The following is a 23,155-nucleotide window of genomic DNA, read 5'->3' as shown; positions in this document are numbered from 1 at the left end:
CCGTGGCCGAGGCTGTCTACGCCACCCTGCACACCAACGCTGGCCCGATCCGGCTGGAGCTCTTCCCGAACCACGCGCCGAAGACCGTCCGCAACTTCGTCGACCTGGCCGAGGGCAACCAGGAGTACACCGACCCGCGCACCGGTCAGCCGGGCAGTGGGCCGTACTACGACGGCACCATCTCGCACCGCGTGATCAGCGGTTTCATGGTCCAGATGGGCGACCCGACCGGCACCGGCCGGGGCGGGCCGGGCTACAAGTTCGCCGACGAGTTCCACCCGGACCTGCGGTTCGACCGTCCGTACCTGCTGGCGATGGCGAACGCCGGACCGGGCACCAACGGTTCGCAGTTCTTCATCACGGTGTCCCCGACGCCGCACCTCAACAACCGGCACACCATCTTCGGCCAGGTCGCCGACGAGGAGTCGGTGAAGGTCGTCGACTCGATCGCGAACACCCCGACCGGCCCGAGCGACCGTCCGCTGCAGGACGTCGTCATCGAGCGGGTCGAGATCGAGCGGTCTGCTGCCTGACGGCAGCGCGAGGTACCTTTGCTCGCATGATTGAGCGCTCCGGAGCACTGCGCCGGCCGGCGTCGGTGCGTGGCGCGGTGGCGGACGGAGGGTCGACCCGGTGAGCGAGTCCCCGCCGACCACCCCGGTCTGTTACCGGCACCCCGGTCGGGAGACCTACATCCGGTGCACCCGCTGCGACCGGCCGATCTGTCCGGAGTGCATGCGGGAGGCGTCCGTCGGGCACCAGTGCCCGGAGTGCGTCAACGAGGGACGTCGTAGTGTCCGGCCGGCGCGTACCGCCTTCGGTGGCGGTGCCGCCGGCCGGCACGGCTACGTCACCAAGGGCCTCATCACCCTGAACGTGCTGCTCTTCCTGCTCTCGATCGCCTCCGCCCGGTCCGGGACGGCGCTAATGGGCGGGTCGGGCCTCGGCGGGCTGCTGGGTGACGGCACGCCGCTCACCGCCTGGGGTTCGGTGTACGGGCTCACGCCACCCGGTTACCTCCCGGACGGCATTGCCGACGGTGACTACTACCGGCTGTTCACCGCGATGTTCCTGCACTACGGCGTGATCCACCTGCTGCTCAACATGTGGGCGCTGTGGATCCTCGGCCGGGGGCTGGAGGCCAACCTCGGGCCGCTGCGCTTCGGCGCGCTCTACCTGATCGGTGGTCTGGGTGGAAACGTGGCGGCCTATTTGTTCAGCCGACCGGACCAGGCCACGGCAGGTGCGTCCACGGCCATCTTCGGCCTGTTCGCCGCGCTGATCATCATCCATCGCAGGCTCGGTCGGGACATCTCCCAGGTCATCCCCATCCTGGTGATCAACCTGGTGTTCACGCTGACCGTGCCGGGCATCTCGATCCCCGGGCACCTCGGCGGCCTGGTGGCCGGCGGGGCGATGGCGGCGGTGCTGGCGTACGCGCCACGGGAGCGGCGCACGCCGGTGCAGGTCGCCGGTGGCGTGATCATCCTGCTGATCCTGCTCGCCCTGGTCGTCTTCCGCACCGCGCAACTGCTCAACTGACCGGGCGCGCGGCCCGCAGCGCCCCGGCCACCTCTTCCGGGGTGGCCGTCAGGTCGTACCTGCCGAACAGGTGCAGCGACTCGCCCGCGTCGATTTCCAGGACCTCGCCGGTCAACCCCAGCCGTTGCCGGCGGTCCACGTTGATCGCCTCGACCGTCGACCAGGGCAGCAGCCGCCGGCCGGCGAAGCCGTGGATGACGGTGAGTCCCACCGGGTCCACCGCCAACCGGACCGGTGCCACCAGGTCCCGTACCGCCCAGGCGGCCAGTGCGGCGGCGGCGACGCCGGCCACGACCAGCCGCACCGGATCGCCGTCGGCGAAGAGCAGGCCGAGGGCTACCAGCAGGACCGCGCCGGCCAGCTTCGCCGCCGGCAGGCTCGCCGGCACCCGCCACGTCCGGTTGGGGGTGATCTCATCCATCCGCCCAGCATGCCCGGGGGCGGACGGCCGGTCCACCGACGACGTAGGATCGGGGCAGCCCAAGTTACCGGGGAGTAAACATGAGTGACGCGGTCATCGTCGGCGCGGTACGCACCCCGGTCGGGCGGCGCAAGGGTGGTCTCGCCGACGTCCACCCGGTCGACCTCTCGGCGCACGTGCTGCGCGCCCTCGCCGAGCGCACCGGCCTGGACCCGGCGCAGGTCGACGACGTCTTGTGGGGCTGTGTGTCGCAGGTCGGCGAGCAGTCGTGGAACATCGCCCGCAACGCCGTGCTCGCCGCAGGCTGGCCGGAGACGGTTCCCGGCACCACGGTGGACCGGCAGTGCGGTTCCAGCCAGCAGGCCCTGCACTTCGCCGCCGCGACCGTGCTCTCCGGCCAGGCCGATCTGGTGGTCGCCGGCGGGGTGGAGTCGATGACCCGGGTGCCGATGGGTTCCAGCGTGGCGGAGGGCATGCCGTTCAGCGACCAGCTCCGGGCCCGCTACCGGGGGGTGGAGGGCTTCGCGGGCGACGCGCCGCTGCCGTTCAACCAGGGCGTCGGGGCCGAGCTGATCGCGCGGCGCTGGCGCTTGTCGCGTACGCAGCTCGACGAGTTCGCCCTCGCCAGCCACGAGAAGGCCGCCGCCGCGCAGGACGCCGGGGCGTTCGAAGCGGAGCTGACGGCGGTGCCCCTCGACGGCGGTGGCACGTTCGCGGCCGACGAGGGCATCCGCCGGGACACCTCGCTGGACCGGCTCGCCGAGCTGCCCACCCCGTTCCGTACCGACGGTGTGGTCACCGCCGGGTCCGCGTCGCAGATCTCCGACGGCGCCGCCGCGCTCGCGGTGACCACGTCCGACTGGGCGAGCCGGCACGGCCTGCGCCCGTTGGCCCGCATCCACACCGCCGTGGTCGCCGCCGACGACCCGGTCACCATGCTCACCGCGCCCATCCCGGCCACCGCGAAGGCGCTGCGCCGCGCGGGGCTGGGCATCGAGGAAATCGGGGTGTACGAGGTGAACGAGGCGTTCGCACCCGTACCGCTGGCCTGGCTGGCGGAGACCGAGGCGGACCCGGAGCGGCTGAACCCGCGTGGTGGGGCTATCGCCCTCGGGCACCCGCTCGGCGGCTCCGGCGCCCGGATCATGACGACGATGCTCGCGCACATGCGGGACAACGGGCTCCGCTACGGCCTGCAGACCATGTGCGAGGGCGGCGGCATGGCCAACGCCACAATCGTCGAGCTGGTCTGACCGATCCGACGCGGGCCGAAAATGGTCTCGCCCCGCGTCGGGCCCGCCGCCTAGGGTGCCATCGTGACGACGACCGCCGACGAGCGCGCCCCCGACTGGTCCACCGACGAGTGGCAGGAGCAGGCCCGGTCCTGGGTCGACGAGCAACTCGCCAGCGCCGGCCGACGGGCCGGTGGGCCGGTCGAGCCGCGGGTCCGACCGTGGTCGCTGGTCTGGCGGGTGCCGACCGACGACGGGCCGGTCTGGTTCAAGGCCAACAACTCCGGCACCACGCACGAGGCGGTCCTGATCGCGACGCTGGCCTCGCTCACGCCCGAGCGGGTGCTGACCCCGATCGGGGTGGACCGGCAGCGGGGTTGGTCGTTGCTTCCCGACGGCGGGGACTCGCTGCGTGACGTGCTGGGCCGCGACCCCGACCTGCGGCACTGGGAGCGGGCCCTGCCCGGGTACGCGGCGCTGCAACTCGCCACCGCGCCGCACGTCGACGAGCTGGTCGCCCTCGGCGTGCCGGACCACCGTCCGGAGGTGCTGGCCGGGCTGCTCGCCGACCTGCTCGACGATTCCGGGTCGCTGCGCGTCGGGGCGGAGGGCGGGCTCGCCGTCGAGACGTACGAGCGGCTGCGGGCGGAGGTTCCGGCGTACGCGCGGCGGTGTCGCCGGCTCGCGGACTTCGGTATCGGGGCCACCGTGCAGCACGACGACCTGCACGACGGCAACGTCTTCGCCAGCGACGCCGGTTACCGCTACTTCGACTGGGGAGACGCCTCGGTGGCGCACCCGTTCGGCACGCTGCTGGTGACCCTGCGCTCCATCCGGTACGCCACCGCGCTGTCGGCCGACGACGCCAGCCTGGTCCGGCTGCGGGACGCCTACCTGGAGGCGTGGACCGACCGCTACGACCGTCGAACCCTCGTCGAGGCCGCCGACCTGGCGATGAACCTGGGCGCGGTGAGTCGGTCGCTCTCCTGGCGGCGCGCCCTGGATACGACCGATCCGGCCCGCGCGGAGTACGCCGAGGCGGTGCCCGGGTGGCTGGCCGAGCTGTTCGCCGCCACCCCGCTTCAGCCCGAAAGCTGACCGGCATCCGTCCCGGTCGGAAATCGGACAGGCAGTGCGACGGGATGGCGTGGAACTTCCAAAAATCCTCCGTGACCCACGTCACCCCGCCGGGGACGTCGTTGGGCAGGTCATGGACGTCTTCTCCCGAACGTTCCTCCCGGCCGCCACCGAGGCCGGCCTGGCCGTGCAGACCGTCAGCCGGCACATGCCGGTGTTCCGCCGCTGCGTCGGCTCCGGCGACGCCACCATCCTGGTCACCCGTTGCAGCCGTCCCGACCGTCCGGTCACCGGCGACTACCTGCTGCTGCTCACCCACCGCCGGCTGGTGGTGACCCAGCAGACCCGGCTGCTGCACCGGCTTCGCCTGCACCTCAACACCGAGCTGCGCGAGCTGAGCAACGTCACCTGGAGTCCCGACCCCCGGCTGCACTCGGTCGAACTGGCCGCGACCGCGATCGACGGCATCCGCGAGCGGTTCCTCATCCACACCACCCACCCGAAGCAGGTGTGGCAACTCGACGCGCTGCTCAACCACGCCTTCCGGACCCGCCTGCGGGCGCCCCGCGAACGGGTCCTGGCCACCATCGGCGACGCGCCCGCCGCCGTACGGCCCAACGTGTTCCGCCCAGCCGTCGCACGCTGACGCCGGAACCGGCCTTTACCGAACTCGAACACGCACCGATCGCGCCGAGCCAGCGGGTCGGCAATCATGGGCCGGTGACCGTGGAACCGCCGCACCGTGGGCTCGTCCTCGTTGTCGAGGACGAGCCGGCCATCGCCGACCTGGTACGGCTCTACCTGGGCCGCGACGGGTTCGGCGTCCACCTCGAACGCGACGGTGAGGCCGGCCTGAGCGCCGCCCGCCGACTGCGCCCGGTGGCCTGCGTCCTGGACATCGCCCTGCCCGGCCTGCCCGGCACGGAGATCTGCCGACGGCTGCGCGAGGCCGGCGACTGGACGCCTGTCATCTTCCTCACCGCCCGTGACGACGAGGTCGACCGGATCGTCGGGCTGGAGTTGGGCGCTGACGACTACGTGACGAAGCCGTTCAGCCCGCGTGAGTTGGTCGCCCGGGTACGCGCCGTCCTGCGCCGCTCCGCCGGTGGCCCGGAGGGCGCGGAACGCCCGCGCGTCGTCGGCCTGGTGACCCTCGACCCGGGCCGCCGGACGGTCACCGCCGGGGGCGTACCGGTGCAGCTCACCTCGACCGAGTTCGACCTGCTGGCGCATCTCATGGCCCGGCCGGGGCGGGTCTTCACCCGGGAGGAGCTGCTGGCGGGAGTCTGGGGGTACGCCGCGCACGCTGGCACCCGGACCGTCGACGTGCACGTCGCACAGGTCCGCGCGAAGCTCGGCCCGGCCAGTGTCATCCGCACCCACCGTGGCGTCGGGTACGCGGTCGATGCCTGAGCAGCCGGTACGCGTCGAGTCGCCGACGATGGCACTGCCGGTGATCGGCGCCCGACCTCCGGCCACACCCCGACGCCGCCGGTTCGGCCGGACACTGACCGCCCGTGCGGTGCTGGTCACGTGCGCGGTGGCACTGGTGTCGGTGCTCGTCACGGCGATCGTCGCCGTGCCGTTGGCGATCCGTGGCGCGGAGCGACGTGATCAGGAGGCCCTCGCCGCCCAGGCGCGACTCGCCGCCGAGGTGCTGCGCACCAGGCTGGACCGGGGGCGCACCGCCGACGAGGAGCGGCTCATCCAGCAACTCCGTGACCAGGACATCGACGCGTACCTGATCCGCCGCGGGGCCGTCGACCGGCAGGGTCTGCCGCCGCGCGTGGTGCAGCGGATCGGGCAGGGGCGCAACGTGTCGGCCCGCCGGGCGGTCAACGGCCACCGGGCCCTGGTGGAGGGCCGCGCGCTGCCCGGCGGCAACGGGGTGGTGTTGTCCCGCGCCACGTCGAACGGTCTGTGGGCGCAGGTGCTGCTCAGCCTGTGGCTGCCGCTGCTGGCCGGGCTGGCCGCCGGGGTGGTGGCCGGCCTCCTGCTGGCCCGCCGACTGGCCCGACCCATCCGCGTCGCGGCCACCGCCGCCGCCCGGCTGCGCGCCGGGGACCGTGCCGTACGGGTGCCGGTCGAGCCGCCGGACGAGGTCGCCGATCTGGCCGAGGCACTGAACGGCCTGGCCGCCGCGCTGACCACCAGCGAGGGCCGACAGCGCGAGTTCCTGCTGTCCGTGTCGCACGAGCTGCGGACGCCGCTGACCGCCATCCGGGGGTACGCCGAGGCGCTCGCCGACGGGGTCATCGAGGCGGACGGCAGCGCCGACACCGGCCGGACGATGCTGGCCGAGGCCCAGCACCTCGACCGGCTGATCGGTGACCTGCTGGCGCTGGCCCGGCTGGAGGCCGCCGACTTCCCGTTGGAACCGGTACCCGTCGACCTGGCCGGGTTGGCCGCCGACGCCGAGCCGACCTGGTCCGGGCGGTGCGCCGCCGTGGGTGTGCCGTTCCACCTGGAGACGCCGGGTCGGCCGGTGTCCGCGTACACCGATCCGGGTCGGATTCGGCAGGTGCTGGACGGGCTGCTGGAGAACGCGCTGCGGGTCGTACCCCCGGGGGCGCCGGTGGTGCTCGCGGTCCGGCCGGTCGGTGCGGACCCGGCGGCCGGCGGTGTGTTGGAGGTCCGCGACGGCGGGCCCGGCTTCACCGACGACGACCTTGCGGTGGCGTTCGAGCGGGGGGCGCTGCACGAGCGGTACCGCGGGGTGCGCAAGGTGGGCAGCGGGCTGGGGTTGGCGCTGGCCGCCGGGCTGGTGCGCCGGCTCGGCGGGGAGATCGTCGCCGGCCACGCCCCCGAAGGCGGTGCCGCCTTCACGGTCCAACTGCCCGGTGATCCTTACCGGACCCGAACATCGGCCTGACGGTCCGCTCGTGCTCGCGGGAGAGGCTGGGGACTCCACGAACGAGAGGGAGAGTCATGCCACGTTGGGGATTCGTCACCGGCACCACGGCGCTGTTCGCGGCAGTGGCGCTCGGCGTCAGCGGGTGCGGCGCGGCCGAGGTGGCCAGCCAGCCCGCGCGGGACGCGGCCGTCGAGGTCGCCGCCGCGATGGGCGTGGAAGGTCAAGCATTGACCGCGATGGGCTTCGACCCCGCCGACCTGGACGTGCAGACCGTCGCCGCCCCGGCGACGCCCGGGCCCTCCCCCACGGCCGCCGAGAAGGGGAAGCAGAAGCGCGGCGAGGAGTTGCGCAAGCGCCACCAGGCCCGCGTGCTGCTGCGCAAGAACACCCTGCACGGTGAGGCGGTGGTGCAGACCAAGGACAACGGTGCGCAGACCGTGGTCGTGCAGCGTGGCGAGGTGACCGCCGTCGACGGTGACTCGATGACCGTCAAGTCCACGGACGGCTTCACGATGACGTGGACCTTCGGTGACGACCTGCGCGTCGTCGAGAAGCGGTCGACGGTGCAGCCCAGCGAGGTCAAGGTCGGCACGAAGGTCGGCGTCGCCGGCGCCAAGGACGGTGACAAGGGCGTCGCCCGGCTCGTCCTCATCCCGCGCGACAAGTGAGCAGAAGGGCCCCGCACGTCGTACGTGCGGGGCCCTTCCATGTCGTCGTCTCAGCGGCCCGGGGGTAGGGCGTAGCCGACGTAGTCGCGGAACTCCAACCGCCACCCGGCCGGCACCAGCTTGGCGCAGGCCGGCTGGCTGCCGGTGCAGACGATGGCGTCCACCGAGGCCGGGTCGGCCGGCGGCCGTTCCGGCAGGACCGACTGCAACGACACCAGATCCGGCGAGCTGCCGTCCGGCTGGCGCAGCAGCAGCCACCACGGGTACTCCCAGTCGTCGTTGCGCTCCACCAACCCGATCCGGCGGGCACCGCTGTCCCGCACCGCCGTGGCGGCCCAGCGGAACTCGTCGGCCCACTCCGGACGGCGCAGGAACCGGGTGTCCCAGTCCGAGGTGGTGAAGACCGAGCCCGAGCCGACGAGCCGGCGCGGGAAGCCGTACGACAGCGCGAGCACTCCGGCCAACGCCGAGGTGGCCAGCACGACGACGGTCGCCACGGCGGCAACCGACCGCCGCCCCCGACCCGCCTCGGCCGGATTCGTCGCCCGGTCGCCGCCCCGACGCAGGAGCGCGTCCAGCCACCGGCCGGCGAGCGGGACGGCGAGCACCAGGGCGTAGAGGATCAGCCGATTGCCCCACGGCTGCCACTTGATCATCGAGGTGTGCAGCAGCACGGCGGCCAGCACCACCACGGCGTACGCCCGCAGCGGCCCGACCTGCGCCGGATCGATCCGGCGCGGGCGTACGAGGGCGACGAGCGCGCCGAGTAGCGCCAGCGATCCGGCGATCGGGAACGCGACCCGATCCTCGTCCGGATACCAGGCGGGCACCGGGAACACCTCCTGGCCGAAGGTGATCGCCCGGTCCTGGGGGTCGACGCCGATCGCCTCCGCGCCGCCGATGATCGCGTCCGCGCCGGCGACCCGCAGCGGCGCGACCGGGGTGTCGAAGGCCGTGTGCCCGATCCGCAGCGCGTTGACCAGGATCGACGCCGGATCGTGGCGTTCCATGGGGATCGACTCACGCAGCCGTGGTGGGCCCAACGGGTGCCCGAACTCGGCCGTCACCCGGGCCAGGAACGGGCCGACGACAAGCGCCGCGACCGCCAGGACCAGCACCGAGCCACCGACGACCCGGAACACCCCGCGAACCGCCCCCACCCGACCGGCCGCAGACCCGACGTCCCCTTCCCGGCCGGCCGCCTCGGTGGCGGATCCCCGGTCGGCCAGGGCCAGCCGGAGCTGCGCCAGACCCCAGAGCACCAGCAGCGGGCCCACCGCGATCAGGCCACTGGTCTTGGTCACCGCGGTCAGCCCGGTGGCCGCGCCCAGACCGAGCACGGTTCCCCAGCCGGTCCGGCGGCGCAGCCCGTCCACAGCGAGGGTCGCCGCACTCGCCACCCACGCCGCGCAGACCAGGTCGGTCTGGGTGCTGGTGGCCTGTAGCGCGACCATCGGGGTGCTGGCCAGCACGAACGCGGTGATCAACTGGGCCCGTCGGCCGCCGCCGAGCTGCGCGGTGATCCGCGCGGCCACCAGTAGGCAGAGCACCCCGGCGGCCCACTGCACCAGGTTGTGCAGCGCGTCGGAGCCGGTGAGCAGGCGCAGGTGCAGCAGCAGGTACTCCGCGCCGGGCGGGATCGTCACCTGCCGGTGGATGGCCGTGGGCCAGAAGTCGAGGTCGCCCTGGGCCACCCAGTGCTCGACCTTCGGCAGGTGGTACGTCTGCGAGTCGAAGTTGTTCGGCTCGGCCAGCAGTGCGATCAGCAGTTCCAGCAACACCAGAGCGCCGATGCCGCCCGCGAGCAGCCGCTCGCCCCGACCCGCCGTACGCCAGCTCTCGGTTGCCCGGGCGAGCAGTCTGGCGCGTACTCCCTCGGTCTGGGCCGGTGCGGCGTCGCGCCCGACCACCAGGCCGTCGTCGGTGGCCGGGGCGGGCGTGCCCGAGCCGACGCCGACGGTCACCGCCGCGCCGACCGGCACCGGCTGCGGCGTCACGGCGGCCGGATGGGCGACCGGGGTGTCCCGCCGCCAGCGCAGACCCACCGCCGTCGCGGAGGCAAGGAGGAAGAGCAGCCAGGCGGCGACGAACGCCGGCCTGGTCAGCGCGTGCAGCGCGCCGAGCACCTCGACGACGAGCACCGCGTACGCACCGGTGATCAGCGCGGCACGCACCGCGGCAAGCCGTGTCGGCGTCACCGCATCGACCCCGCGCGGCTTCGACGCGACCGTGAGCAGGAGCACCGAGGTGGCGGGGAGCACCACGAGCAGGGAGCCGGCAGCCGACATGGCGGGAAGTAAACACCATCGGGCTGAGACCGCCACGCCGACTGTCCGACGGTGGCGGCCACCGTCGGGCTGACCAGCCAGGCTAGGCTATGCCCGACGTGTTGTCGCCACCGTGGAGATTCCCGTGAAGCTCTCGATCCTCATGCCGGTCTACAACGAGGAAGAACGCATCGCGGATGCCCTCAAGCAGGCATTGGCGGTGGACTACCCCTGCGAGATCGAGCTGGTCGTGGTCGACGACGGCAGCCGCGACGGCACCGGTGAGGTCCTCGGTCGCGCCGACGACGCGTGCCTGCGGGTCATCACCCACCAGCGCAACGCGGGCAAGGGCGCGGCCATCAAGACGGCTGTGGACAGCGCCGAGGGTGAATACATGGTCATTCTCGACGCCGACCTGGAGTACGACCCGCAGGACATCCCCAAGCTGCTCGCCCCGGTGCTCGACGGGCGGGCCACGGTGGTCTACGGCAATCGCACCTTCGGCAGCCACAGCGCCTACAGCTTCTGGTACGTGATGGGCAACAAGGGCGTCACGATGGCGGCCAACGTCCTCTTCAACTCGTACATCGGCGACCTGGAGACCTGCTTCAAGCTGATGCCGGTGGAGCTCTACCGGTCGCTGGAGGTGCGCTCGCGCGGCTTCGGCATGGAGGCCGAGGTGACCGGCAAGCTGCTGCGCCGCCGCATCCGCCCGTACGAGGTGCCGATCAGCTACCGGGCCCGTGGCCGCGAAGAGGGCAAGAAGATCACCTGGAAGGACGGCGTCGAGGCGATCTGGATCCTCGGTCGCGAGCGCGCCCGCCGTCGTCCCGCGGTGTCGTCCGCGCGCTGAGCGCCGGTAACCTCGAATTGAAGTCCACTTCAATTCGAGGACCCGGTGATGCAGGACGCGTTGACGATCGGTGAGCTGTCCGTACGCTCCGGCGTGGCACCGTCCGCGCTGCGCTACTACGAGCGCCTCGGCCTGATCCGCGCCGACCGCACCGGCGGAAACCAGCGCCGCTACGCCCGCGCCGAGCTGCGGCGGGTCGCCTTCATCCGGATCTCCCAGCAGGTCGGCGTCTCACTCGACGAGATCCGCGACGCGCTCGAATCGCTGCCCGACAGCCGCACCCCCAGCCCGCAGGACTGGGAGCAACTTTCGGCGAGTTGGCGCAGCCGGCTCGACGAGAAGATCCGACTGCTCACCAAGCTCCGCGACGACCTCGACGGCTGCATCGGCTGCGGCTGCCTGTCGATGCAACGCTGCATGCTCTACAACCCGGGCGACACCCTCGCCGCACAGGGCCCGGGCGCCCGCCTCATGCTGCCGCCCGCCTCACCCGAGGGTGAGTAGCACCTTCCCGACGTGATCGCTCGACTCGACCAGCCGGTGCGCCTCGGCCGCCTCGGCCATCGGCAGCCGCCGGTCCACCACCGGCCGTACCGCGCCGGCCGCGACCAACGGCCACACCTCGTCGCGTACGCCCCGGACGATCGCCGCCTTCTCCGCCAGCGGCCGGGACCGCAGCGCGGTCGCCGACACACTGGCCCTCTTGGTCAACAACGCGCCCAGATCCAGCTCGGCCTTGCGGCCACCCTGCATCCCGATCACCACGAGCCGACCGCCGGTCGCCAGCGCGGCGACGTTCCGCCCCAGGTAGGACCCGCCCATGATGTCGAGGATGACGTCCGCCCCATGACCCTCGGTGGCCGTGCGCACCTCCTCGACGAAGTCCTGCTCCGCGTAGTCGATCGTGTGCGCCGCGCCCAACTCGCGCAGCCGGGAATGCTTCGCCGCGCGGGCGGTCGCCAGGACCGTCGCACCGAGCGCCGACCCGAACTGGATCGCGAACGTGCCGATCCCACTGCCCCCGCCGTGCACCAGCAGCGTGTCGCCAGCGTCGAGCCGGCCCACCCCCACCACGTTCGACCAGACCGTGCAGGCCACCTCCGGCAGCGCCGCGGCGTCGACCAGGTCGACGCCGGCCGGCACCGGCAGCAACTGCCCGGCGGGTACCGCGACGCGCTCGGCGTACCCGCCGCCGGCCAGCAGCGCGCAGACCTCCTCGCCGACGGCCCACCCGGTAACCTCCGGGCCGATCGCGTCGATCACCCCGGAACATTCCAGGCCGAGGTACGCGGGCGCGCCCGGCGGCGGCGGATAGTGCCCCTGCCGTTGCAGCAGGTCCGCGCGGTTGACCCCGCTGGCCCGCACCCTGACGATCACCTCGCCCGGGCCGGGCTCGGGGTCGGGGACCTCGGCCCAGACCAGCGCGTCGGGTCCACCGGGCTGCGGAACGGTGATGGCTCGCATGCCCCCAGTCTCACCCGCCGGGCTTCCCGCCGCAGACGCACCCCTCGCGGCGGCTCGGTCCGACCGTGGTCGGCTTGGTCAACTCGGCTTCCGCGAAACCGGGGCATCCCGGCGCACGCGACGCCCCGGTTTCCAGGGACCCGAGCCGATCAACGCCACAGTGGACGGCGGAGCTGCCGCCTGGCCGGCGCTTTCCGGGAGGCACACCGAGCCGGCCGGCGCGTGTCGTGGCAGACTGTTCACGGCCGCGCACCTGCGGGTGGTGGTCCGGGAGGGTTCGCCTAGTGGCCGATGGCGCTGGTCTTGAAAACCGGTAAGGCAGCGATGTCTTCGTGGGTTCGAATCCCACACCCTCCGCCGATCACCGCCTAGAGCTGGTTCGCGGCCGGTGGTGCCTCCGAAACCATCAACGAGCTTTCTTTGCGCCCTGATGGCGTACGCGTGAACAGCTCCGACGGCGTCGTTATCCGCAGACTGCGTGAACCTGCCGGTGCCATCGTCCGTCCTGTCAGCCGAATGCCCAGCACTGGGCCTGGTCTGGGGGACGTCGGTATGGGCACGGAAGCTGGCAAGAACCAGCAACAGCAAACAACAGCGATCGACCGGATCAACGCGCGGCGGGCCAGCCCGGGTTCGGGTGGTGGAAGCGACAGGTATGAGGGGGTGCGTCGGGCGAATGTCCGGGGTTGGTCCGGCCCGCGGCGTTTCGCGTTCATTGCCGGATTGCTCGGCGCGCTTCTGGCCGTCCTCGCGCTCAGCCTCGGCCCACGTTCCCATCACACAACCGGCCGAGCCGTCGTCCTGCCCTGGGTGATCGGCGGCGCGTCCGACCAAGTCGCCTCCGGTCCGGCCCTCGCCACCCCGCCGGCGGCAACCACCACCCCCGGGGGGTCCGCCGCACCCGAGGCGTCACCGACACCCTCGGCGACTACCGTTTCGGCTGCGGCCGTGCCCACCACGGCCGGATCGGCGTCACCGGTCACCCCGCGCGCAGTGGCAGGTGCCACGCCACGACCGGCGCCGCCCACTCCGCCCCCGTTGCCGGCGGTCAGTCCGGTCGCCGTCCAGGCGGAGGACCCGGGCAACGAGCTGCACGGCGCGCTGGTGGCGAAGTGCCCGACCTGCGAGGGTGGCGCCAAGGTCATATACCTCGGGGGAAGCAATTATCTCGTGGTCCACACCGCTGTCGCCGTAGCGGGACGGTGGAACGCGTCGGTTTCCTACGAGAGTGCCGTTTCGCGGCCTCTGAAGGTCAGTGTCAACGGTGCAAGCCCGCGAACGTTCACGGTGGCGGCTGGAGGTGATTGGCTGACGCCGAGGGTCTTCACCTTCCCCGTCGATGTGACGGCAGGGCCGGTGATTTTCAGGTTCTACCACGAAACCGACCAGATGCCCGATCTTGACAAGGTGGTTCTCAATCCCGCCTAGGAGGCTGCGGGCTTGTCCGGCCGACTCTCCCGGATCGTCGTGTCGGCGAGTCGTTCGACGGCGCGTCGGCGCTCCTCGGCGAGCGCCTGCTCGTCCGGCTTGCGCAGGACGCCGACGACGGCGACCAGAAAGTCTCGCCAGATGCTGAGCAAGGATTCCCCCCGTGGGACGTTGCAGGGGCACCACCCTAGCCCGCCCCCGTGATCCGGCACACCCCGACCAATCGGTCGTTCCACGGCGTGGAAAGGGGTATGAAGAGGCAGGTATCTGCCCACTCCGGAAGGACCCGTCCCGATGACTCTGGAACGACCGATCGCCCCGGACCCGTACGAGCTGCTGCCGACCGTTCCCTCGTTCACGCTCACCAGTGACGACGTGCAGAACGGCGAGCCGATGGACATCCGGCACGCGCACGGCAGCGCCGGCGGTGAGAACGTCTCCCCGCAGCTGGCCTGGTCGGACTTCCCCGCCGAGACCAAGAGCTTCACCGTCACCTGCTACGACCCGGACGCGCCGACCGGCAGCGGCTTCTGGCACTGGGTGCTGGTGAACGTGCCGGTCGACGTCACGCAGCTGCCCACCGGTGCCGGGGGCGCGGCGGGCACCGATCTCGGGGGCGCGTTCTCGGTCCGCAACGACTACGGCGCGCAGGGCTACGGGGGTGCGGCGCCGCCGCCCGGTGACCGCCCCCACCGGTACGTCTTCGCGGTGCACGCCCTAGACGTCGACCGCCTCGACGTGACCCCGGATGCGAGCCCGGCCTACGTAGGCTTCAACCTGACCTTCCACACCCTGGCACGAGCAGTAATCCGCCCCACGCATCAGACCAAGGAGTAACCACCGCCCCTGGCCGCGCCGATCTTGCACTTTCTGCGCCGACATAACCCCATACAAGGGACGTGTCGACGACCGAAAGTGCAAGATCGGCGAAGAGAGGGGTGCGTGGGTCAGGCCGGGACGCGGGCCACCGCGAAGACGGACTGGCCGAACGGGGGGCGGACGACCTGTTCGGCGGCCTTGGTGGCGGGCAGGACCAGGGTGTCGTAGACCTTGACCATGGGCCCTTCCTTCGGCATCAGCCGGAAGACCTTGGTGGCCATGAAGTAACCGATCAACCCGAGCGCGTTGGCGTAGTGGATCTTCTCCACCGTCAGGCCGGCCTCGGTCATCGCCGCACCGAGCGTCTTCTTCGTGTAGCGGCGGACGTGGCCGGTGGCGATGTCGGCCGGGCTCATGGCGAACTGGAACGCCGGCACGATGATGATCACCGCACCGCCGGGTCGGACCAGGTCGCGCATGCTCCGCAGCGCGCCCACGTGGTCGTCGATGTGCTCGAGGACGTTGTACGAGACGGCGGCGCTGTAGTTGCCCCGGTCGCTGTGCGGAAGCAGCATCTGCCGGACGTCGATGCCCGGCTGGGCGGACAGCCGCTCCTTGAGTTGCACGAGCCGGTCGGGGTCGGCCTCGGTGGCGGTGAACCGGGGCAGCCGCTGAGACCATTCCAGCGCGTAGTCGCCGAGGCCGCTGCCGATCTCGATGGGGTCGTCACCGAGGTACGGCACCGCCAGTTCGACGAACCAACGACGGTGGTTGACGGCCGTCGCCAGGCCTTCCAGCACCTCGGACTGGACGCGCTGATCCCCAGTGATTTCTGCCATGCGTCGATTCCTCACGATATGAACTCGACCCGTGCCTGGACCGACAGAGTGAATCATCCGCTTGGATGGCGAAGGAAACGGGGGAGCGGTTGGCCGAATTGCGGTCGGGGGGTGGGCACGTGATCGGCGGTCGGCGAACCCGGCACATAGTACGGCAGTACCCCGAAACATGTCACGGCACCGTCATACGCTGACTACCCTATGAATTGTCATGACTACTCCCGAATCGGACGCTCCCGGCGACGGCCCGGCCACCGCATCGCCGGTGGAGGAGCCCGGCGGCGGCGATCGGTTGCGCCGCAACGGGAAGTGGGCCGACCCGGCGGCCGTGCTGAGCTTCGTGGTACTCGGCTTCTGGGTCACCGGGCGTCTCTGGTGGAACCCGGGCAGTGGAGTGCGCGACAACCGCTCGGACCAGTCGCAGTTCGAATGGATGATGGCGCACGGTGCGCGGGTGGTCACGCAATTCGCGTACCCGTTCCATTCGGACCGGATGAACGTGCCGGACGGCGTCAACCTGATGGCAAATACGTCCGTATTATCCATTTCACTACCAATGACGCCAATTACCCTGCTGTTCGGACCACGTGCCGCATTCCTGCTCTTTCTTACTCTCGGAATGATCGCCACTGCCACGGCCTGGTACTTCCTGCTCTCCCGGGTCCTGGTCAGGAGCCGGGGGCCGGCCTGGCTGGGTGCCGGCTTCTGCGCGTTCGCGCCGGCCATGGTGTCGCACGCCAACGGGCACCCGAACATCGTGTCGCAGTTCGTCGTCCCACTGATCATCTGGCGTACGCTGCGGCTCGCCGACGCCGGCCACTGGCTGCGTAACGGTGTGCTGCTTGCGCTGGTGATCGTCTGGCAGGCGTTCCTCAATCTGGAGATCCTGCTGATGACCGCCATCGGGATCGGGGTGATCGTCGGGGTGCTGGCCCTCGCTCGCCCCGCTCTGCGGTCACGGATCCGACCCTTCCTCGCCGGCTTGGCCGTCGCCGCCGTGGTCGCCGGCCTGCTGCTCGCGTACCCGCTGTATGTGCAGTTCTTCGGACCCGGCGCCTACTCCGGGCTGTCCGGCCTGATCCGTGGTTACTCCAGCGACCTCGCGTCGTTCGTGGCGTACTCCCGGGAGTCGCTGGCCGGCAGCCCGCGCACCGCCGCGGGCCTGGCCAAGAACCCGACCGAGGAGAACAGCTTCTTCGGCTGGTCGCTGCTCGTGCTGGTGGTCGCCCTCGTCTGGTGGCTGCGGCGGTCGGCGGTGGTGCTCGCGCTGGCCGGGCTCGGGCTGCTCTTCACCGTGCTCTCGCTCGGACGGGAGATCCGCTTCGACGGGCGCGGCACCGGCGTGCCCGGGCCCTGGGCGGCGCTGGAAAACCTGCCGATCCTGCACTCGGTGGTGCCGACCCGGTGGGCGCTGGCGATCACTCCGATCGTCGGGGTGCTGCTCGCCTACGGCGCCGAGCGTGCCCGCGAGTTGGCCCGTACGCGTCCGGCCGCCCGACCGCAGATCCGCTTCGCCACCGCGACCGTGCTGACGATGGCCCTGCTGCCGATCCTGCCGACCCCGCTGCCCGTGGTCCAGCTGGACCCGGTCCCCACCTTCGTGACCAGTGGGGCATGGCGGCCGTACGTGGCTGGCGGGCGCAGTGTGGTGACCCTGCCGCTGCCGGACACCAACTACGCGGAGCCACTGCGTTGGTCGGCCGCGACCCGGCTGGGCATGCCGCTGGCCCGGGGCTACTTCCTCGGCCCGGACACCCGCCCGAGCGCCCAGCCGCCGAAGGTCGCGCTGTTCACCGCGCCGCCCCGGCCCACCAGCAGTTTCTTCGCCACCATCCGGCGCACCGGCGCGGTGCCGCCGATCACGCCGCAGAGTCGGGTCAAGGCGGTCGACGACCTGCGCTACTGGCGAGCCGGCGTGGTGATCCTCGGGCCGCACGAGCACGAGACGGAGTTGCGCCGCGGGATGACCGAGCTGACCGGTATCCAACCGACCTTCACCGGCGGCGTCTGGGTGTGGGACGTCCGAGCGTTGACCGACTGAACGACGGGATCGCGCCTGATCAGCCCTGTCGGACGCAGCAGCCCTGGCAGACCTTGGGGCTGGGCAGTGTGAAGGCCAGGCAGCACGTGCGGCGCTGGACGCTGGGCTCGCCGGTGGGGCCGGGGACCAGCTCGACAAGGTCGGCCAGGTCGAGCGCGCCGAGCAGGGTGTCGATGCTCTCCACCGTCGAGCCGGGCAGCCCGTCCGCAGCGCGCAGGATGCCGTGCGCGATGCCGGAGGCGACCGAACCGAGCAGCGTCCTGGTGCCCACCCGTACCTCCGCCTGGATCGCCGCGATCAGCGGGGCGAGGTGGGCGTCGAGCAGGGAGGCGCGCAGCGCGGCCAGCAGCTCCGCCTCGCCGGCGACGACGCGTACCTGCGGCAGGCCGGACAGCGCCAGCGGGTCGCTCGGCAGCACCGCCACGGTGGTGCCGTGGCGCAGGCCCAGCGTGATCAGCGGGCGGTGGTCCTCGAAGTGGATCAGCACGTCGGAGTGGTCGAGCAGCGGCACCCGGCGGGCCGAGGCCCAACCGAGCACGACCGGCAGCGCCGTCCAGTAGCTGTACGACTTCCAGGCCAGCGCGGCGCAGGCGTGCGGCGTGCCGCCCCAGCGGACGCTCGCCGCGCGCAGCAGCTCCGGCAGGCGGGTGCCGTCGATGAGGGTGGTGGCGGGCGCCCAGCCGAACTCGTCGTCGACGAGCAGGCCCCGGGCGAGCCCGGGGAGGTCGTCGGTGCCGAACATCGCCCGCAACGCGGCGGTGACGGGCGCGAGCGGCGTGGCGGCCACGTCCCGCCTCGGCATCACCGCTGTCACCTGAGCCGTCCCCCGTCCGAGTGGCCGGGGAGCGTGCCCCGGCGGACGGTCAGATGCCGTCCGAAGCTAAGGCTAGCCTAACCAAGCTCGTCGGTATACGCGAGTCTCTGTAATCCGAGCGACAGGGGCTGCCGTATCCGGGCAGACGGGCAGGCCCCGGACCGCGTACCGCGATCCGGGGCCTCGCCGAGGGTTGCCATCAGCGGCCGCCGTCACAACCAGGGCTCGGCATGAGCTGTCAAGCGGTGTGTCGGGAACATGCCAGTCAAGTGTGCGTCTGGCCACGGAACGTGAAACTGATACTCCCGGCCGCGAGGAAGCCGATGACCTCACCCCTCGAACGGGCTGCCGAGTCCTTTGCGGCCGAGCTTGCCCGGCAGCGTGCCGGGCGGGGCCTCTCCAAGAAGCAACTGGCCGTGCTGATGGGCTTCGACCCGTCCTACGTGAGTCACGTCGAGGGCCGTCGACACCGCCCGACCGAGGACTTCGCCCGCCGTGCCGAGGCCGTCCTGGAGGCCAGCGGCGCGATCTGGCAGCGCTTCCGGGAGTACGACGACCTCCGGCACGCCCGCTCCGGCCATCCGCAGCGCGAGCCCTCGCTGCCCGGCCAGTGGCTTCCCCCCGGCACCGGCCTGGTGGTGGAGCGGGAACTGGCCACCCTCATCCACACCGACAACGGCTACCGGTGCGTCATCCACCGTGAGCTGTACAACGCGGGCACGGACCCGGTCACCCGCTACCTCGTACGCGTGGCGGTCGACCGCTACCCGAACGATCCCGGTCGCTCCAACCGGCACCACCGGGAGCACCCGCTCACCTTCGCCGAACTGCAACTACAGGCCCGACGCGACGACGGCACCGGCGATCCGGAGCCGATGCACTGGCGGGCGAAACACGACCGGGACGCGTTCAAGGAGATCTGGCTCCTCTTCGAGAACAGCGAACGCCGGTTCCCGCTCTACCCCGGCGACCGGACCAGCATCGAGTACGCGTACAGCGTCGGACACGAGAAGTGGGGCCCCTGGTTCCAGCGGGCCGTCCGGCTGCCCACCCGGCACCTCGCCGTACGCCTGGATCTACCGGCGGCGCTCGACCCGCAGGTCTGGGGCGTGGAGACTTCGCTCTCCGCGGAGGAAGGCCCACTGCGGACCGCCCCGCAGCGACACGACGAGGACGACCGGGCGATCTTCGGCTGGCAGACCGACGACCCGCCGCTCAACGCGCGCTACCGGATGCAGTGGCGCTTCCGGGCTCGGCCCGACACCGACCCGGACGCCGGCACCGACAGCACCCGGGTCCGCCCCAGCGACCGGATGCGCGGGATCGGCATCGTGCAGCGCGGCGACGATCTCCTCCGCCAGCCGGTTCGACAGTTCGACCTGCCCGGCGAGGAGCAGGTGGCCCGCGGCATCGTGGAGCGCCTCACCATGGCGCTGTCCCGGCTCGACGAGCTGCACCCGTTCAGCAAGGGAGTGGGCATCGCCGCACCGCAGCTCGGCATCGGCCGGGCCGCCGCCGTCGTCCGACCTCCCGACCGCTCGGCGGAACCGGTCGTCCTGCTCAACCCCCGGGTGGTCGACGCCGACCCGGAGACCGACGAGCAGTACGAGGGGTGCCTCTCCTTCTTCGACCATCGAGGTCTGGTGCCCCGCCCGCTGCGACTCGACGTCGAACACGCCCAGTGGGACGGCAGCCGGATCATCACCTCGTTCGAGTTCGGCATGGCCCGGCTCGTCGCGCACGAGATCGACCACCTACAGGGCCGGCTCTACGTCGACCGGATGGCACCCGGCGTGCCGCTGGTGCCGGTCGAGGAATACCGCGAGACCGGGCGCCCCTGGCGCTACTGAAACCTGGCGCTGCCGACTCAAAGGAGGGGGACCGGGGCGCGCGCCCCAGGGGGCAGGGGCACGCGCCCCGGTGTGGGGGGAGGAACGTCTAGAGATCGCCGAACGTGTCGTAGCGTATGTTCGGCGGTGGTACCTCGTCGGCGGCCAGCACCCGCAGGGTCGACCGGACCATCTGCGCCGAGCCGGACACGTAACAGTCGTGGGTCGTCCACGGGCCGTACCGGGCCACCACGTCCGCGATGTCGCCCAGCTCGCCGTCGAAGTCCGGGTCGTCGCTGCACGCCGCGGTGACCGACAACCACGGGTGTGCCGCCACCAGGTCCTGAAAACCGGCCAGCCCGTACAGGTCGGACGCCTGCTGGGCGCCGTAGAAGACGTGCACCCACCGCGTCCGGTTGTAGGTGGCCAACTCCTCCACCAGCGCCTTGATCGGCGCTAGCCCGACGCCGCCGGCCACGCAGAGGATGTCCCGCTCGGAAGAACGGTCCAGGGTCATCGACCCCATCGGCGCCGCCAGGCGCAGCAGCTGCCCGGGCCGCACCCGCCGGACCAGCGCGCCGGACACCCATCCCGCGCCCGGGCTCCGTACGTGGAACTCCAGCACGTTGTCGTCGTTCGGGGCGTTCGCCACCGAGTAGTTCCGCCACACCCTCGGGTGGAAGCGGGGCAGCTCCAGGCTGACGTACTGGCCCGCCTGCCAGGGCAGTGGATGTTGCAGGGCTCGGCAGGTCAGCACGGCGATGTCCGGGCCGTGGCGCTCGTGCGTCAGCACCTCGGCGTGCCAGAACGGCGGGTTGTCGTCGTCGGCCGCCCCGGCGACCATCTTCGCCGCGATGGCCGCGTACGCGTCCCGCCACGCCTGGTCGTACTCCAGGTTCCAGCCGTCGCCGGCCGTGCTGCGCAGCGCGTCGAGCAGCGCGACGCCCATCGTGGCGTAGTGCCGGTCGTCGACGTGGTACTTGCGGTGGTCGCGGCCCAGCGCGCGCAGGAACTCGTCGAAGCTCTCCGGATCGCCCACAGTGTGGATCGCCGTGATGATCGCTTCCAGCAGGCGGTCACCCTGGCCGGTCATCTGCACCGGGAAGAGCTGCCGTAGAGCGGGGTCGAGCAGGAACACCCGAGCGTAGAAGTGCCCGGTCAGCCGCTCCCGGTCCTCCTCGACCAGGGTCCAGCTCTCCTTCAGCAACCGTGCGACGTTGTCCACCGGTGCTCCTTCTCCAGACGACAGCGGATCGGGCACCGATAGAATCTCCACGGAGCGTGCACATCGGTCGCACAGAATGTGCGATCGGTTCATGCCGACCGATCGGTGCTGCCTGCCACGCCGTCCGTCGGGCACAGTGGTGCGGTGACCGTAGAGCTGACCCGCCCGGTGTCCCGCCGGCTGCTGGGGACCGAAACGTTGCTGGTCCTCGGCCTGTCCCTTGGCCAGTCGGCCGTCTACGCGGTGGTCTCGATCATCGCGAAGCTGACCGCCGAGGGGCCGCTGTCCAAGCAGACCGCGTCACTGAACACCTCCGCGTCGGCCCGCCCCTGGCTGGACCTGACGTACCAACTCCTCGGCATCGTGTTCGCGCTGCTTCCGGTGCTGCTCGCCGTACACCTGCTCAGTCGGGACCCCGGCGACCCGGCGCGGACCCTCGGCCTGGACGCGCGGCGGCCCGGCCAGGATCTGGCGCGCGGCGCCGGCCTGGCCGCGCTGATCGGCCTGCCCGGCCTGGCCCTGTTCTGGGTGGCGGCGCACCTCGGCCTCAACGCCACGCTGGTGCCGGCGGCGCTGCCGCACGTCTGGTGGGCGGTCCCGGTGCTGATCCTCGCCGCCGTGCAGAACGCCGTGCTGGAGGAGGTGATCGTGGTCGGCTACCTGGTCACCCGGCTGCGCCAGCTCCAGTGGCGGCTGGCCGCGATCATCGCGGCCAGCGCGCTGCTGCGCGGCTCCTACCACCTCTACCAGGGCTTCGGCGCGTTCGTCGGCAACGCGGTGATGGGCGTCGTGTTCAGCCTCTTCTACCTGCGTACCCGTCGGGTGATGCCCCTGATCATCGCGCACACCGTGCTCGACGTGGTCGCCTTCGTCGGCTACGCGTCGCTGCCCCGGGAGTGGTTCGACTGGCTGTGACGGGTCAGCGCCGGCCCGTTCGGTAGGCGGCCATCGCCCGCGCCGCGAGCCGGTCAGCCGCCGCCGCGTCGCCCAACGTGGCGGCCACCACAGCCGCGCCCGGCACCAGCCGGGACGCCAACCGCAGCGCCACCCAGCCGCCGGCCTGCGCGGTGAGCGGCGCGGCCAGCCGCCACGCGGCCTCCGCAGCCCTCGGCCACGTTCCCTCCACCGGATCGCCAGGGTCCCGCGCACCGGCCAGCGCCGCCCGCGCGCTCGCCGCGTCCGGATGCACCTGGGTCAACACCAGCAATTCCTCGGCCCGATCGGGGTGCGACGGGTCCCGGCCGTAGGCCGCCGCCAGGTGCAGCACCAGGTTCGACTGGGTCCACAGCACCGACAGCAGCTCCGCCAACGGCGCGAAGAGCCCCGCCAGCGCCGCCGCAGCCCCTCCCACGCCCGCCGCCCGCACGTACCGCCGGGTCGCCAGGCGGGCCAGACCGTCCGCCGAGGCGTCCGGGTAGCGGTCCCGCAGCCGCCGCGCCCACTCGGCGGCGCCCGGACCGAGCGTCCGGACCGCCTCCAGCGCCAGCAACTCCGGAGCGAAGCCGGGGTGGTCGCGTAGGCGAACGGCCACGGCCCGCAAGTCCGATTCCGGGGTACGAGGGAAAGCCGCCTCTGGGTCAGCCGATGGAACCGCCGCTGCGGCCGGCTGGGGGGTGATCGCGGAAGTCGCTCCTGGCGTGGGCGCCGGTGCGACCGCGGGTGCACTCGCCTTCGCCCCGGCGGCACTGCGCGGGGTGGCCTTCTCCGGTGTTACCTCGCGCGGGGTGGACCCGGGCGGCGTGGCTGGGTCCGGAGTCGGCTTGTCCTGGGTCGTCGAGCGCG

23 protein-coding genes and 1 tRNA gene are annotated in these 23,155 nt (G+C 71.9%); 16 read left to right on the top strand and 8 right to left on the bottom strand.

The genetic code is table 11. The features are described 5' to 3' along the window. Positions 1-2 precede the first annotated feature (2 nt). On the top strand, positions 3-533 hold the full coding sequence (locus ABZV06_RS06195; protein WP_355240484.1) for a peptidylprolyl isomerase: 531 nt from the start codon (positions 3-5) through the stop codon (positions 531-533). A gap of 100 nt (positions 534-633) precedes the next feature. Continuing rightward, positions 634-1,542 (top strand): rhomboid family intramembrane serine protease, encoded by a 909-nt coding sequence (locus tag ABZV06_RS06190; protein WP_355619084.1) that lies wholly within the window; start codon positions 634-636, stop codon positions 1,540-1,542. Here the strand turns inward: ABZV06_RS06190 and ABZV06_RS06185 are convergent. Next, positions 1,535-1,963, bottom strand: coding sequence for a PH domain-containing protein (locus ABZV06_RS06185; RefSeq protein ID WP_355240490.1), 429 nt, complete (start codon positions 1,961-1,963; stop codon positions 1,535-1,537). The two genes, ABZV06_RS06190 and ABZV06_RS06185, sit on opposite strands and share 8 nt — an antisense overlap. A gap of 80 nt (positions 1,964-2,043) precedes the next feature. Here ABZV06_RS06185 and ABZV06_RS06180 point away from each other — a divergent pair, with 80 nt between their 5' ends. The 6 genes from ABZV06_RS06180 to ABZV06_RS06155 all read left to right on the top strand — a co-directional run bounded on the left by ABZV06_RS06180 (position 2,044) and on the right by ABZV06_RS06155 (position 7,794). Continuing rightward, on the top strand, positions 2,044-3,216 hold the full coding sequence (locus tag ABZV06_RS06180; RefSeq protein WP_355619081.1) for an acetyl-CoA C-acyltransferase: 1,173 nt from the start codon (positions 2,044-2,046) through the stop codon (positions 3,214-3,216). Positions 3,217-3,279: 63 nt separating this feature from the next. Then, a complete protein-coding gene (locus tag ABZV06_RS06175) occupies positions 3,280-4,293 on the top strand; it encodes an aminoglycoside phosphotransferase family protein (RefSeq protein WP_355619078.1) in 1,014 nt (337 codons plus the stop codon). Positions 4,294-4,405: 112 nt separating this feature from the next. Beyond that, positions 4,406-4,918, top strand: coding sequence for a hypothetical protein (locus ABZV06_RS06170; RefSeq protein ID WP_355240499.1), 513 nt, complete (start codon positions 4,406-4,408; stop codon positions 4,916-4,918). Positions 4,919-4,992: 74 nt separating this feature from the next. Next, a complete protein-coding gene (locus ABZV06_RS06165; protein WP_355619076.1) occupies positions 4,993-5,685 on the top strand; it encodes a response regulator transcription factor in 693 nt (230 codons plus the stop codon). Beyond that, positions 5,678-7,144, top strand: a complete 1,467-nt coding sequence (locus tag ABZV06_RS06160) for a histidine kinase dimerization/phospho-acceptor domain-containing protein (protein ID WP_355240505.1) — start codon at positions 5,678-5,680, stop codon at positions 7,142-7,144. Before ABZV06_RS06165 ends, ABZV06_RS06160 begins: the two co-directional genes overlap by 8 nt. Positions 7,145-7,200: 56 nt before the next feature. Continuing rightward, on the top strand, positions 7,201-7,794 hold the full coding sequence (locus tag ABZV06_RS06155; protein ID WP_355240508.1) for a hypothetical protein: 594 nt from the start codon (positions 7,201-7,203) through the stop codon (positions 7,792-7,794). A gap of 50 nt (positions 7,795-7,844) precedes the next feature. On the opposite strand, the gene ABZV06_RS06150 is transcribed toward ABZV06_RS06155, so the two are convergent. Continuing rightward, positions 7,845-10,082, bottom strand: coding sequence for a hypothetical protein (locus ABZV06_RS06150; RefSeq protein ID WP_355619073.1), 2,238 nt, complete (start codon positions 10,080-10,082; stop codon positions 7,845-7,847). A 124-nt stretch (positions 10,083-10,206) separates the two neighbouring features. On the opposite strand from ABZV06_RS06150, the gene ABZV06_RS06145 reads away from it, so the two are divergent. Both ABZV06_RS06145 and soxR read left to right on the top strand, forming a co-directional pair. Further along, entirely contained in the window at positions 10,207-10,914 is a 708-nt protein-coding gene (locus ABZV06_RS06145) for a glycosyltransferase family 2 protein (RefSeq protein ID WP_355619070.1), read from the top strand. A 48-nt stretch (positions 10,915-10,962) separates the two neighbouring features. Further along, positions 10,963-11,418, top strand: a complete 456-nt coding sequence (soxR, locus tag ABZV06_RS06140) for a redox-sensitive transcriptional activator SoxR (protein ID WP_355240517.1) — start codon at positions 10,963-10,965, stop codon at positions 11,416-11,418. On the opposite strand, the gene ABZV06_RS06135 is transcribed toward soxR, so the two are convergent. Beyond that, positions 11,401-12,378: an NAD(P)H-quinone oxidoreductase gene (locus tag ABZV06_RS06135; protein WP_355619067.1), complete on the bottom strand. Its 978-nt coding sequence runs from the start codon at positions 12,376-12,378 to the stop codon at positions 11,401-11,403. The genes soxR and ABZV06_RS06135 overlap by 18 nt on opposite strands. A gap of 270 nt (positions 12,379-12,648) precedes the next feature. Between ABZV06_RS06135 and ABZV06_RS06130 the strand changes: the two genes are divergently transcribed. Together ABZV06_RS06130 and ABZV06_RS06125 are read left to right on the top strand one after the other, a co-directional pair. Continuing rightward, a tRNA-Ser gene (locus ABZV06_RS06130) sits at positions 12,649-12,735 on the top strand. An 84-nt stretch (positions 12,736-12,819) separates the two neighbouring features. Beyond that, the gene (locus ABZV06_RS06125) at positions 12,820-13,806 is read left to right on the top strand and encodes a hypothetical protein (protein ID WP_355619065.1); all 987 of its coding nucleotides are present in this window, start codon (positions 12,820-12,822) and stop codon (positions 13,804-13,806) included. On the opposite strand, the gene ABZV06_RS06120 is transcribed toward ABZV06_RS06125, so the two are convergent. After that, on the bottom strand, positions 13,803-13,958 hold the full coding sequence (locus tag ABZV06_RS06120) for a hypothetical protein (protein WP_355240526.1): 156 nt from the start codon (positions 13,956-13,958) through the stop codon (positions 13,803-13,805). The genes ABZV06_RS06125 and ABZV06_RS06120 overlap by 4 nt on opposite strands. 142 nt (positions 13,959-14,100) lie before the next feature. On the opposite strand from ABZV06_RS06120, the gene ABZV06_RS06115 reads away from it, so the two are divergent. Continuing rightward, positions 14,101-14,643 carry a YbhB/YbcL family Raf kinase inhibitor-like protein gene (locus tag ABZV06_RS06115; RefSeq protein ID WP_355240529.1) on the top strand — a complete coding sequence of 181 codons (543 nt, stop codon included), beginning with the start codon at positions 14,101-14,103 and terminating at the stop codon, positions 14,641-14,643. Between the two features lie 110 nt (positions 14,644-14,753). Here ABZV06_RS06115 and ABZV06_RS06110 read toward each other — a convergent pair whose 3' ends face one another. Beyond that, positions 14,754-15,464 carry a class I SAM-dependent methyltransferase gene (locus tag ABZV06_RS06110; protein WP_355240532.1) on the bottom strand — a complete coding sequence of 237 codons (711 nt, stop codon included), beginning with the start codon at positions 15,462-15,464 and terminating at the stop codon, positions 14,754-14,756. A 211-nt stretch (positions 15,465-15,675) separates the two neighbouring features. Between ABZV06_RS06110 and ABZV06_RS06105 the strand changes: the two genes are divergently transcribed. After that, a complete protein-coding gene (locus tag ABZV06_RS06105; RefSeq protein WP_355619062.1) occupies positions 15,676-17,505 on the top strand; it encodes a hypothetical protein in 1,830 nt (609 codons plus the stop codon). Positions 17,506-17,524: 19 nt separating this feature from the next. Here the strand turns inward: ABZV06_RS06105 and ABZV06_RS06100 are convergent, their stop codons facing one another. After that, the gene (locus ABZV06_RS06100) at positions 17,525-18,307 is read right to left on the bottom strand and encodes an IucA/IucC family C-terminal-domain containing protein (protein WP_355619161.1); all 783 of its coding nucleotides are present in this window, start codon (positions 18,305-18,307) and stop codon (positions 17,525-17,527) included. 335 nt (positions 18,308-18,642) lie between these two features. Here ABZV06_RS06100 and ABZV06_RS06095 point away from each other — a divergent pair, with 335 nt between their 5' ends. After that, complete coding sequence (locus tag ABZV06_RS06095; protein ID WP_355240541.1) at positions 18,643-20,169, top strand: peptide deformylase; 1,527 nt, start codon at positions 18,643-18,645, stop codon at positions 20,167-20,169. 88 nt (positions 20,170-20,257) lie between these two features. Here the strand turns inward: ABZV06_RS06095 and ABZV06_RS06090 are convergent, their stop codons facing one another. After that, on the bottom strand, positions 20,258-21,373 hold the full coding sequence (locus ABZV06_RS06090; RefSeq protein WP_355240544.1) for a globin domain-containing protein: 1,116 nt from the start codon (positions 21,371-21,373) through the stop codon (positions 20,258-20,260). Between the two features lie 144 nt (positions 21,374-21,517). Between ABZV06_RS06090 and ABZV06_RS06085 the strand changes: the two genes are divergently transcribed. Further along, complete coding sequence (locus tag ABZV06_RS06085; RefSeq protein WP_355240547.1) at positions 21,518-22,288, top strand: CPBP family intramembrane glutamic endopeptidase; 771 nt, start codon at positions 21,518-21,520, stop codon at positions 22,286-22,288. 4 nt (positions 22,289-22,292) lie between these two features. On the opposite strand, the gene ABZV06_RS06080 is transcribed toward ABZV06_RS06085, so the two are convergent. Continuing rightward, positions 22,293-22,904 (bottom strand): hypothetical protein, encoded by a 612-nt coding sequence (locus ABZV06_RS06080; protein ID WP_355240550.1) that lies wholly within the window; start codon positions 22,902-22,904, stop codon positions 22,293-22,295. Positions 22,905-23,155: the final 251 nt, after the last annotated feature.

It is taken from the genome of Micromonospora sp. NPDC005172 (genome assembly GCF_040608555.1).
Taxonomy (GTDB): Bacteria; Actinomycetota; Actinomycetes; order Mycobacteriales; family Micromonosporaceae; genus Micromonospora.
This window is presented reverse-complemented; position numbering and strand designations above follow the sequence as displayed.